Annotated in this window: 12 protein-coding genes, 1 tRNA gene and 1 pseudogene; 10 read left to right on the top strand and 4 right to left on the bottom strand. The window is 68.6% G+C overall.

The annotated features are described in order from the left end of the window. The first annotated feature begins 58 nt into the window (after nt 1-58). Both ACZ4SA_RS02515 and ACZ4SA_RS02520 read left to right on the top strand, forming a co-directional pair. A tRNA-Ala gene (locus ACZ4SA_RS02515) sits at nt 59-131 on the top strand. Between the two features lie 728 nt (nt 132-859). After that, nucleotides 860-919 (top strand): annotated as a pseudogene (locus ACZ4SA_RS02520) (DUF6344 domain-containing protein); the annotation flags it as partial. A 215-nt stretch (nt 920-1134) separates the two neighbouring features. Here ACZ4SA_RS02520 and ACZ4SA_RS02525 read toward each other — a convergent pair. Together ACZ4SA_RS02525 and ACZ4SA_RS02530 are read right to left on the bottom strand one after the other, a co-directional pair. After that, a complete protein-coding gene (locus ACZ4SA_RS02525; protein WP_468269292.1) occupies nt 1135-1356 on the bottom strand; it encodes a hypothetical protein in 222 nt (73 codons plus the stop codon). Between the two features lie 116 nt (nt 1357-1472). Next, nucleotides 1473-2153, bottom strand: coding sequence for a DUF5324 family protein (locus ACZ4SA_RS02530; RefSeq protein ID WP_468268946.1), 681 nt, complete (start codon nt 2151-2153; stop codon nt 1473-1475). 275 nt (nt 2154-2428) lie between these two features. Here ACZ4SA_RS02530 and ACZ4SA_RS02535 point away from each other — a divergent pair, with 275 nt between their 5' ends. Further along, nucleotides 2429-2962: a peptidylprolyl isomerase gene (locus tag ACZ4SA_RS02535; protein WP_468268949.1), complete on the top strand. Its 534-nt coding sequence runs from the start codon at nt 2429-2431 to the stop codon at nt 2960-2962. Between the two features lie 151 nt (nt 2963-3113). Continuing rightward, on the top strand, nt 3114-4016 hold the full coding sequence (locus ACZ4SA_RS02540) for a rhomboid family intramembrane serine protease (RefSeq protein WP_468268952.1): 903 nt from the start codon (nt 3114-3116) through the stop codon (nt 4014-4016). 270 nt (nt 4017-4286) lie between these two features. On the opposite strand, the gene crgA is transcribed toward ACZ4SA_RS02540, so the two are convergent. After that, on the bottom strand, nt 4287-4544 hold the full coding sequence (crgA, locus tag ACZ4SA_RS02545) for a cell division protein CrgA (RefSeq protein WP_468268955.1): 258 nt from the start codon (nt 4542-4544) through the stop codon (nt 4287-4289). Between the two features lie 140 nt (nt 4545-4684). On the opposite strand from crgA, the gene ACZ4SA_RS02550 reads away from it, so the two are divergent. The 6 genes from ACZ4SA_RS02550 to ACZ4SA_RS02575 are packed head-to-tail and all read left to right on the top strand — an operon-like array spanning nt 4685 to nt 9072. Next, nucleotides 4685-5452, top strand: coding sequence for a DUF881 domain-containing protein (locus ACZ4SA_RS02550; protein ID WP_468268958.1), 768 nt, complete (start codon nt 4685-4687; stop codon nt 5450-5452). Nucleotides 5453-5484: 32 nt separating this feature from the next. Then, a complete protein-coding gene (locus tag ACZ4SA_RS02555; RefSeq protein WP_468268961.1) occupies nt 5485-6195 on the top strand; it encodes a class E sortase in 711 nt (236 codons plus the stop codon). Nucleotides 6196-6251: 56 nt separating this feature from the next. Beyond that, nucleotides 6252-6425 carry a hypothetical protein gene (locus tag ACZ4SA_RS02560; protein WP_403856867.1) on the top strand — a complete coding sequence of 58 codons (174 nt, stop codon included), beginning with the start codon at nt 6252-6254 and terminating at the stop codon, nt 6423-6425. Continuing rightward, nucleotides 6422-7060, top strand: a complete 639-nt coding sequence (locus ACZ4SA_RS02565) for an aminodeoxychorismate/anthranilate synthase component II (RefSeq protein ID WP_468268965.1) — start codon at nt 6422-6424, stop codon at nt 7058-7060. The genes ACZ4SA_RS02560 and ACZ4SA_RS02565 overlap by 4 nt, the downstream gene beginning before the upstream one ends. Beyond that, nucleotides 7057-8367, top strand: coding sequence for a class E sortase (locus ACZ4SA_RS02570; protein ID WP_468268968.1), 1311 nt, complete (start codon nt 7057-7059; stop codon nt 8365-8367). Before ACZ4SA_RS02565 ends, ACZ4SA_RS02570 begins: the two co-directional genes overlap by 4 nt. Before the next feature lie 27 nt (nt 8368-8394). Further along, entirely contained in the window at nt 8395-9072 is a 678-nt protein-coding gene (locus ACZ4SA_RS02575) for a class E sortase (protein WP_468268971.1), read from the top strand. A 91-nt stretch (nt 9073-9163) separates the two neighbouring features. Here ACZ4SA_RS02575 and pknB read toward each other — a convergent pair whose 3' ends face one another. Continuing rightward, complete coding sequence (gene pknB / locus ACZ4SA_RS02580) at nt 9164-11176, bottom strand: Stk1 family PASTA domain-containing Ser/Thr kinase (RefSeq protein WP_468268974.1); 2013 nt, start codon at nt 11174-11176, stop codon at nt 9164-9166. Nucleotides 11177-11190: the final 14 nt, after the last annotated feature.

Raw genomic sequence — 11190 nt, forward strand, 5'->3', positions numbered from 1 at the left:
TACTCTGGTGCACGGCGGTTGCCGGGGAATCGTTCCCCTCGGTCGTCGTCGCCGTTCCGGGGCCTTAGCTCAGTTGGTAGAGCGCTGTCTTTGCATGGCAGATGTCAGGGGTTCGACTCCCCTAGGCTCCACAGCGTGAGAGGTCCCCTGACCGCCTTCGGTGGTCAGGGGACCTCTTCGTGTTTCCGACGGTCCGTTGTCGACGGCGGTGGCCGGATCCGCCGGCGACAGGAGTACGCACATGGCCCCCTGTAACCGTGTGAGCGGGCTCTGTCGAATCGGGCGTCATCACTTCTCTCCCTCCCCGGCGCTGGGCCGTCACGGGGGTTCCGGATCGTGCACAGCGCGTCGGCGCGCCGGGGCCACGGCGGCGGCGCGCGCGGGAAGAGCCGCGCTCTACCACCTTGACCTGCGTATTCGCCGCTGGGGGAGAAGGCGGAACGGTTGCTGGATGAGGCTGGGCGTACGCGCAACTCGGGGCCTTCGGGCCAGGGGCTGACCCATCCGGGTGGTGTTCATCAGAAGAACTGCGCAGTGGCGGCGTCGCTCCCCCACTTCTCGAAATGCGCACACATCATGAGGAAGGTATGTAAAGCGCTCAACCCGAAAGCGAGGGGTCATGGCCGCCTTGAAGGTCAGGAATCTGTGGACCGCGTTCATCACCGCGTTCTTTGCTCTGCTTGCCTCGGTGGGGTTCACCACCACCGCCGCTGCCTCGACGCAGCCGGCCGTCCAGACGTCCGACGAGCCGGCAAAGGCCGCTCGCCAGGAGGGCGTTCGCCCGACCGTCCCGGCGCAGTCGAGGCGACCGAGTACACGATGGGTGCCGACGGCCCGCGCCCGGGCACTGCCGCCCACGATGAAGCAGCGCATCAGCGCTGAGGCGCACGGATCGTCACCGGCCGTCCGCCATAAGCCCGTTCTCGATGCGAACGGGCTCGAAATCGCCGCCTACGCGAACGGTGTTGCCGCCGTCCCAGCCCCGGCCGGCCCCGCCTCCCCTGCCTCTGCGGCTACCCCGTCCTCAACCGGCTCCGCCGCTGCGGCCGCCCCTGCAGCCCCCGTCGCGGATTCCGCGGCTGTATCCGACGGCGTGACCGGGAACGACGCTCCGCTCGGCTCGCCGGCCGGCGCTCACCTCGGCGTTCGGGCCGGATCCCCGGCGGACGCAGATGTGAGCTCCCCCAGCAGTGGTTCGGCGCCCGACGGTTCGTCGGCCATGGTCCCGTCCGTCGCCGAGCCGGTCGCCAGGCCCGTCACCGCGTCCGTCACTTCGATCGCCGTTTCCGACGCCTCGGCCGGTTCTTCGTCCGGTTTCCCGGCCGCTTCCTCTGCCGGCTCTCGAACCGGCTTCACGGCCGGCTCCCCCGCCGACGACGAGCAGGGTCCGCACGCCGCACTCCTCGCAGCATGAGGCGCCGGGAGCGTTCTCCACTCCCGGCGCCCGAAGAAGTCCGAAGGACACGTGACCGTCAGGGACGGTCGTCGCGGTCCGCAGACTCCGCCTCGTCCTGCTTCGCCTCTACTTCGGGGTCCAGCCCGGTCTGCTTGCTGCCGTCGACAGACGCCAGCGGTGCACGGTCGGAAACCTCCGTGGCAGCGGGCGGTTCCACCAGCCAGTCGGGGTTGGCCTGCTTGTCCCACCACTTCCATGCGGCGAAAGCACCACCGGCCAGTACGCCCAGGACCGCGAGGCCCTTGGCGAGACGGCCGGCCCTGGACCGCCGCTCGTGCTTTCTCACAAGCTTCTGAATTTCCTTGGCCGTCACCTGACCGCGCAGAGCGGCCAGAGCAGCGGCAGAACGAGCCGCAGCCTCCTCCCGCACGGGCTGAGCAGCGGCCATCGCGTGCTCGACGCGCGGGACTGTGTAGTCGGCCGCCTGGCGGGCGGCCCTCCTGGCCTGCACCGCGGCGCGGCGCGCGGCAACATCGACTTTCGGCGGCACGTGGGGTGCGACACGGCTGCCGTACTGAACACGGGCCGCGGTAGCGGCCTGCGAAACCTTCGGCGCGAGCCGTACGCGGGCCTCGTGCGCATAATGCGTGGCCTGGTCCTTGGCCGTGCCGGCGTAAGGCGCCACCACGTCCGCGGCGTGCAGCACGCTGTCCTTCGCCGTACCGGTCGCGGCGCGCACGCTGTCCATGCGGGTCACGGGATCCTCCTCCTCGGTGGCGTACTGAGGGTGACTGGAGTTCGTCCCCTGTTGGGGCACTGTTCCGCCTATCCACCCGGTTCGAAATCATGCCCGTTGAAAGCCGCCTCGGCATGTGGGGCGGGCATCCGGGTCATGCCGGGAGCTTGTGGACGACGATGCCACTGTTCCGCTCGTGATGCGCCCGTACGACGGTGACAGACTGCCTTTCTCCGGAGCCGGCTCTTCCGTGCGAGGATCGGGAGACGTCAGAGAAGACTTACGGAAGGCAGATCGTGGCCGAGCAGCTTTACGCCACCCTGAAGACCAACCAAGGCGACATCGAGATCCGGCTTCTGCCGAACCATGCGCCCAAGACGGTCAAGAACTTCGTCGAGCTCGCCCAGGGCGAGCGGGAGTGGACCGACCCGGCAACCGGTAAGAAGTCCACGGACAGGCTGTACGACGGCACGGTCTTCCACCGCGTGATCAGCGGTTTCATGATCCAGGGCGGCGACCCCCTGGGCAACGGCACGGGCGGCCCGGGTTACGAGTTCGAGGACGAGTTCCACCCGGACCTCGCCTTCGACAAGCCGTATCTGCTGGCCATGGCCAACGCCGGACCGGGCACCAACGGCTCGCAGTTCTTCATCACCGTGTCGCCGACCGCGTGGCTCACGCGCAAGCACACGATTTTCGGTGAGGTCTCCACCGAGGCCGGCAAGAAGGTCGTGGACGCGATCGCCGGTACCCCGACCAACCCGCGCACCGACCGCCCGGTCAACGAGGTCGTGATCGAGTCCGTCGTCGTGGAGACGCGCGAGGGCTGATCGGCGAGGGCTGATCGGCCAGGGCTGATCCGCGAAGGTCTGTCCCGGGGGCTCGCGCCTCGCGGGATCGGCCCAGGGGAACCTTTTCGCCCCGTCCGTCCGTAAGGATGGTCGGGGCGATGTCGCGACCCCAGATTGGTGAGGTGACCTCATGGACCAGGCGCCAGGCAGCCCGCAGGAGCCGCAGAACGCCCACGGCCTGCCCAGCTGCTACCGGCATCCGGGCCGTGAGACGGGCATCAGCTGCACCCGCTGCGAACGGCCGATCTGCACGGACTGCATGGTCGACGCATCGGTCGGCTTCCAGTGCCCGGAGTGCGTACGGACCGGGTCCGGCACGGGCCACCATCCGAATGCGAGCCGGCCGCGGACGATCGCGGGCGGGACCGTCGCTGCGGACCCGCACCTGGTGACGAAGACCCTCATCGGGATCAATCTGGCGGTCTTCCTGGCGGTCCTGGCGCTCGGGGACCAACTTCTCAACCGGCTGACGCTCATCGCGGGCGCCTTCGACCCCGACCTGGGCGAGCCGGTGGGCGTCGCGGCCGAGGGTGAGTGGTATCGCCTGGTCACGTCGATGTTCCTGCACGAGGCGGTCTGGCACATCTTCTTCAACATGCTGCTGCTGTGGTGGCTCGGCGGCCCCCTGGAGCAGGCGCTCGGCAGGGTGCGCTACCTGGCTCTCTACCTGATCTCGGGGCTGGCCGGCGGTGCGCTGACCTACCTGATCGCCGCGCCCAACCAGGGCTCGCTGGGCGCCTCCGGCGCCATCTACGGCCTGCTCGGCGCGACCGTCGTCCTGATGCGCCGTATGCGGTACGACCTGCGCCCGATCCTGGTGCTGCTGGCGATCAACCTCGTCATGACCTTCTGGTGGGAGGGCATTGCCTGGCAGGCGCACATCGGCGGTCTGATCGCCGGAGTGGTGATCGCCTACGGAATGGTCCACGCCCCGCAGGGCAAGCGGCGGAACGCCGTGCAGTTCGCGGCCTGCGCGCTCATGGTGCTGATCGTCGCCGTCATGTTGGTGGTCAGGACCGTTTCCCTCACGTGAGCCGCGACAGCGGAGGCGAGCTTTCCCCAGAGTTGTCCACAGCGTGTGGTGGATCTTGTGCATCGCGTGTGGAACACGCGTGCCCCTTGTCGCTGAACTGGGGTTTCCCAGTAGCGACAAGGGGCGCATCGCTTCACTGACATGGCCGACGCAGTCACATCGGCGTCAACGTCCCGAGAGTTATCCACAGATCGTCTGACCTTTTCCCCGGCCTGTGGAAAACCGTGTGGACAACTCGGGATACGGCCCGGCGGACCGGCTGGTGAGCTGCTACTTCCACTGGGTGGAGACGCCGAAGCCCGCGGCGATGAAACCGAAACCGGCGACGATGTTCCAGTTGCCGAAGCTCTTGATCGGAAGTTCGCCCTCGGTCACATAGAAGAGGACGATCCAGGCGAGACCGATCAGGAACAGCGCGAGCATCACCGGAGCGACCCAGCTGCGGTTGGTGAGCTTTATGTTCGTCGTCTGCTTTGCAGCCGGGGGTGGCGTGAAGTCTGCCTTCTTGCGGATACGTGACTTCGGCACGAGGGACTCTCCTGTCGATGCGCTGCGTGACCGCGCAGGGAACTGTGGCTGGCGCCGGGGATGGAGCCAGGGGGACCACTACCGCCCCCGGGCGTCCGTTAGCGTAGTGCTTCCGCGGCGTCGAAGGAGATAAGGGTACGTTGAGCAATTCTGCCGACACCCCCCAAGGGCCCGTTCGCCGCTTCGCGTGGCGGCCGGTACGGCTGCTCACAGCTGCCGTTTTCGCCTTGGCGGGCCTGATCTTCGTGACCAGCTTCAATACTGCCAAGGGTACGGACCTGCGCACCGATGACTCCCTGCTGAAGCTCTCCGACCTGATCAAGCAGCGCAGCGACAAGAACGGCGACCTCGAGGAGTCCACCGCCGCCGTACGCCGGGACGTGGACGCGCTCGCGCAGCGCGACGACGGCTCCACCCAGGCGGAGGACGCGAAGCTGAAGGCGCTGGAGAAGTCCGCGGGCACCGAGCCGCTCAAGGGCCCGGCGCTGACCGTCACCCTCAATGACGCCCCGCCCGACGCCAGGGCGGCGCCCGGCTACCCCGAGCCGCAGGCCAACGACCTGGTCATCCACCAGCAGGATCTGCAGGCCGTCGTCAACGCACTGTGGGAGGGCGGCGCCGACGGCATCCGCGTGATGGACCAGCGGCTGATCTCCACCAGCGCCGTGCGCTGCGTGGGCAACACCCTGATCCTGCAGGGCAGGGTCTACTCCCCGCCCTACAAGATCACCGCCGTCGGTGACCAGGAGGCGCTCGCCAAGGCGCTCACCCGGTCACCCGCGGTCCAGAACTACCAGCTGTATGTGGAGGCCTACGGCCTCGGCTGGAAAGTGGACGAGAAGGAGGCGGTGACTCTCCCCGGCTACTCGGGCACAGTGGACCTCCACTACGCGAAGCCTGTCGGGTAGACCTGGGGGAGCCGGTGTCGGGGTCGGTGCGTGTGGTCGTCCGGACCTTCAGCGAACTGTGCATCACCGCCGGAACCCTGATCGTGCTCTTCGTCGTCCACCTGCTCTTCTGGACCGGAGTCCGGGCGGAGGACGCCACCGACCGCGAGATCGAGCGGCTGCGGGCCGGCTGGTCGGCGCAAACACCCACGGCAGCTCCCGAGCAAGCCCCGGAGCCCGCACCCCAGGACACGACGACGCCCGCCCCGGCGGCGTACGAGCCGGGAGAGCCGTTCGCGGTCATGTACATCCCCAGGTTCGGCAAGGGCTGGGACTGGCCCGTCCTCCAAGGCACCGGCACGGGCGTGCTGAAGAAAGGGCTCGGGCACTACGCCTCCACCGCCGGGCTCGGCGCCACGGGAAACTTCGCTGTCGCGGGACACCGCCGCACGTACGGGGACCCGTTCAAGGACTTCCCGGAGCTGCGCGCCGGTGACGCGGTGGTACTGACGGACGGCACGACCTGGTTCACGTACCGCATAGAGCGCAAGCCGTACCGGACCGTCCCGAGCGATGTCGGCGTCATCGACGCCGTGCCCAGGCCGCTGAACGAGGACGCGACCGGATTCGACGAGCCGGGGCGCTATCTGACCCTGACCACCTGCGAGCCCGAGTGGGGCAGCAGCCACCGGCTCGTGGTCTGGGCCCACCTCGATGCGACGCAGCCTGTGACCGACGGCAGACCTCCGGCTTTGCGCAGCTGACCCACGCGCCCCTGCGGCCCTTTAGTCTGGTGCCGTACCGAACGGAAAGGGACAGCATGTACGGCTGGATCTGGCGGCATCTGCCGGGCAACGTGTGGGTGCGGGCGGTGATCTCGCTCGTCCTCGTCCTGGCGGTCGTCTACGTGCTGTTCCAGTACGTCTTCCCGTGGGCGGAGCCGCTGCTTCCGTTCGGCGATGTCACGGTCGACGGTGAGGGGGCGGAACGTTGAGTGCGCGCATTCTCGTCGTCGACAACTACGACAGCTTCGTCTTCAACCTCGTCCAGTACCTGTACCAACTCGGCGCCGAGTGCGAGGTCGTGCGCAACGACGAGGTCGCCCTGGAGCACGCCCAGGACGGCTTCGACGGCGTGCTGCTGTCTCCCGGGCCCGGCGCGCCCGAAGAGGCCGGTGTGTGCATCGAGATGGTGCGGCACTGCGCGGCCACCGGCGTGCCCGTCTTCGGGGTGTGCCTGGGGATGCAGTCGATGGCCGTCGCCTACGGCGGCGTGGTCGACCGTGCGCCCGAGTTGCTCCACGGCAAGACCTCGCCCGTCACGCACGAGGGCCGAGGCGTCTTCGCCGGCCTGCCGTCACCCTTCATCGCGACGCGCTACCACTCACTGGCGGCGGAGCCGGCTCAGTTCCCCGCGGAGCTGGAAGTGACGGCACGTACGGCGGACGGCATCATCATGGGGCTGCGCCACCGTGAACTGCCGGTTGAGGGCGTGCAGTTCCACCCCGAGTCGGTTCTCACCGAACACGGCCACCGGATGCTCGCCAATTGGCTCGAGCAGTGCGGCGACACCGGGGCGGTCGGGCGTTCGGCGGGGCTCGCACCGGTGGTGGGCAAGGCTCTGGCGTGAGCGCCGTGCGCCCCGGGCACGAGCACGAATACGAGTACGAGCGCCGGTACGGGTACGGGCCACAGGGGGAGAGCGAGCCTGCGTACGACCCGTTGACGGACCCCATCCCGCCCGGCGAGCACGGCTCGCCGTGGTTCCGGGCGACGAACGTCCCGGCGGACGAGGAGGCGCAGCCGCAGGGGTGGGCCGGTCCGCAGGACCCGTTGAGCGATCCGTTGAGCGGCCCGTTGCACGAACCGTTGAGCGGCCCGTTGCACGAACCGGAGGGCCAACAACACGACTGGTACGGGCGGGAGACGTACACGCCCCCGCCCGCGCCCGTACCTGTGCGGGCACCCGTGTCCGAACCGGAGCAGCCGCGCAGGCCGGTGTCGGAGCCCATCGCCGTGCCCGAGGTGCCCGACACGCGTAACGTGCCTGACGTGCCCGACGACGAGACGGTGGCACTGCGCACGTCCGACACGCGCCGCGCCGTGGAGACGCCTCCCGGCCCCGGACGGGCGGAGCGCCGCAAGGCGGCCAAGGGGCGGGGCGGTGGCCGGAGACGCGCTTCGGCGGCAGGCGCGGCCCCGGAGCCGGCAGAACCGGCGAAGCCGCTCTCCCGCGTCGAGGCCCGCCGTGCCGCGCGCGCGGCCAAGGACAGCCCCGCGGTCATCGCCAGCCGGGCCATCGGCGAACTGTTCATCACCTTCGGCGTGTTGATGCTGCTGTTCGTCACCTACCAGCTGTGGTGGACGAACGTGCTGGCCGGCCAGCAGGCGGACAAGGCGGCGAACCAGATCCAGGACGACTGGGCCAAGGGCCGCAAGCCCGACGCGTTCGAGCCCGGGCAGGGCTTCGCCATCATGTACATCCCCAAGCTGGACGTCGTCGTGCCGATCGCCGAGGGCATCGACAAGCAGAGCGTGCTCGACCGGGGCATGGTCGGCCACTACGGCGAGGGAAAGCTCAAGACGGCGATGCCCGAGGACAAGCAGGGCAACTTCGCGGTCGCCGGCCACCGCAACACCCATGGCGAACCGTTCCGTTACATCAACCGCCTCGAGCCGGGAGATCCGATCGTCGTCGAGACGCAGGACACCTACTACACGTACGAGATGGCGAACATCCTTCCGCAGACCGCGCCGTCGAACGTGAGCGTGATCGGTCCCGTGCCCCCGCAGTCGGGGTTCAAGGAGCCCGGGCGCTACATCACGTTGACGACGTGCACCCCCGAATTCACGAGTACCTATCGAATGATCGTGTGGGGCAAGATGGTCGAGGAACGGTCGCGCAGCAAGGGCAAACCCGACGCACTCGTCGGCTGAGACACTTCAAGACAGGGAACAGGTGCAGTGGCACGAGCACGAAGCCGGATCGCCGGCGCCATCAGTGTCTTCGGAGAGCTGCTGATCACCGCGGGCGTGGTGCTGGGGCTCTTCGTCGTCTACTCGCTGTGGTGGACCAACGTTCTCGCCGACCGCGAAGCCTCCAAGCAGGGCGACCAGATCCGCAGCGACTGGGCGAACAGCGGCCCCGGCGATCTGGACACCAAGGACGGCATCGGCTTCCTCCACGTACCCGCGATGAGCGGCGACGAGATCCTGGTGAAGAAGGGCACCGACACCGAGGAGCTCAACGACGGCATCGCCGGCTACTACACCGAACCGATCACGTCGGCCCTGCCCTCGGACGCCAAGGGCAACTTCACCCTCGCCGCGCACCGGGACGGCCACGGCGCCAAGTTCCACAACATCCACAAGATCAGGGACGGCGACCCGATCGTCTTCGAGACGAAGGACACCTGGTACGTCTACAAGGTCTACAAGAGGCTGCCGAAGACCTCGAAGTTCAACGTGGACGTCCTGCAGCCGGTCCCGAAGGAGTCGGGCAAGAAGGAGCCCGGGCGCTACATCACGCTGACGACCTGCACGCCCGTCTACACGTCGGACTACCGGTACATCGTGTGGGGCGAGCTGGAGCGCACGGAGAAGGTCGACACGAAGCGCACACCGCCGGCGGAGCTGCGCTGACCGTCGTCTCCTCGCTGAAGCAGTGAGCCCCCGGCACCTTGGGAAAGTGCCGGGGGCTCATCGCCATGTCGTGCGGGACGGATGGGCGACGTCAGTCGCCGTCCCGGCCGCCGAAGATGCCGCCGTCTCCGCCGCCGTTCCCGTTACCGCCGTTGCCGTCGCCACCGAAGGTGTCGAGCACGATCGGTGTCGTCGCCGGGTCGACCGGTGTGCCCGGAGTGGGGTTGGAGCCGAGGACGATGGCATTGTCGTCCTGAGGCTTGCCCGGGGCGATCTGGATGTTGGTGAATCCGGCCTGCTGCAGGATCTGCCGGGCTTCGGAGAGCCGCTTGCCGATGATGCCGGCGGGAACCGGGACCTGCGTCTGCTGCGGGCCCTTGGAGACCTTCAGGGTGATCGTGCTGCCCTTGGCTGCCTTGCCGGACTGGCTCTGCTCGGTGACCTCGCCCGCGGGCCTCTCCGAGTCGACGTCCTGTCGGGCGACCTGGAATCCGACCGCCTCCAGCTGGGCCTTCGCGGCGTCGAACTGCTGGCCGACCACCGGGGGCACGTCCTGCTTGGCCTGCTTGGCGACGGTCAGCGTGACCGTGGTGCCGGCCTCGGCCAGACTGCGGCCCGCAGGGTCCTGCTCCAGGACCGTGCCGGGCTCCTCGGCGGACTCGATCTCCTCGGTCTCGACCTTGAACTTCTCGTCCTCGAGGATCTCGGTCGCCTGGTCCACGTCCTTGTCCACGACATCGGGGACCTTGACCTTGGGAGCGCCCTCGGAGACCACGACCGTGACGGTCTCGCCCTCCGCCATCTTTCCGCTCTCCGGTGTCTGCCTGCAGATCTTGCCCTTGGGCTGGTCGCAGCGCTCCGTGCCGGACTGCGTGACCTTGACGAGGGCGCTCTCGGCGGCTCTCTCGGCTTCCTTGAAGGTCATGCCGACCAGCTTCGGCACCGTCACGTGGTTGCCGCCGCTGTTCGTGCCGAAGAGCGACTTACCGATCAGCACGGCGCCGATCAGCACCAGGATGCCCGCGAGCACGAGCAGGACGGTCGAGGTGTTGGACTTCTTCTGGCGCCGACGGTCCCCGCGGGTGTCGTAGCCGCCGTATCCCCCGTCGTCCGGGTTCATCGGCGGAAGCATCGACGTCTGGCCGGCCGGGTCCGCCTGGCGGAGCGCCGTCGTGGGCTGGTCGTCCGGACCGAAGCCGCCGTAGCCGGCGGCGCCCATCGCCGCCGTGGCGGCGACCGGCTGCCCGTCGAGACACGCCTCGATGTCCGCGCGCATCTCGTCGGCGGACTGGTAGCGGTAGTCGGGGTCCTTGACCAGGGCCTTCAACACGATCGCGTCCATCTCGGGCGTGATCTCGGGGTCGAAGTTGCTGGGCGGCTGCGGCTCTTCCCGTACGTGCTGGTAGGCCACCGCCACCGGGGAGTCGCCCACGAACGGGGGACGGACGGTGAGGAGCTCGTAGAGCAGGCAGCCTGTGGAATACAGGTCGGAGCGTGCGTCGACCTGCTCGCCCTTGGCCTGCTCCGGGGAGAGGTACTGGGCGGTGCCGATGACGGCCGCGGTCTGCGTCATGGTCATGCCGGAGTCGCCCATGGCGCGGGCGATGCCGAAGTCCATGACCTTGACCTGGCCGGTACGCGTCAGCATGACGTTCGCCGGCTTGATGTCGCGGTGGACGATGCCGGCGCGGTGCGAGTACTCGAGGGCCTGCAGAATGCCGACGGTCATCTCGAGCGTGCGCTCGGGCAGTAGCTTCCGGCCCGAGTGCAGCAGCTCACGCAGCGTGGACCCGTCGACGTACTCCATGACGATGTACGGGATCGAGACACCGGCCCCGGCACCCGAGGCGTTGTCGTACACCATGTCCTCGCCGGTGTCGTAGACAGCGACGATCGCCGGGTGATTCAGCGAGGCGGCCGACTGGGCCTCACGGCGGAACCGGGCCTGGAAGGACGGGTCGCGGGCGAGGTCGGCCCGCAGCGTCTTCACGGCGACAGTGCGGCCGAGCCGGGTGTCGTGGGCGAGGTAGACCTCGGCCATGCCACCGCGGCCGAGCACCGAGCCCAGTTCATACCGGCCGCCGAGGCGACGCGGCTCTTCCATAACTGTTCCAGCCC

Source organism: Streptomyces sp. NPDC027962, from assembly GCF_055566095.1.

Excerpts from the sequence above, each read along its gene's own strand:
- pknB (WP_468268974.1), bottom strand. The coding sequence starts at position 11,176 with ATGGAAGAGCCGCGTCGCCTCGGCGGCCGGTATGAACTGGGCTCGGTG.
- ACZ4SA_RS02560 (WP_403856867.1), top strand. The coding sequence starts at position 6,252 with ATGTACGGCTGGATCTGGCGGCATCTGCCGGGCAACGTGTGGGTGCGG.
- ACZ4SA_RS02540 (WP_468268952.1), top strand. The coding sequence starts at position 3,114 with ATGGACCAGGCGCCAGGCAGCCCGCAGGAGCCGCAGAACGCCCACGGC.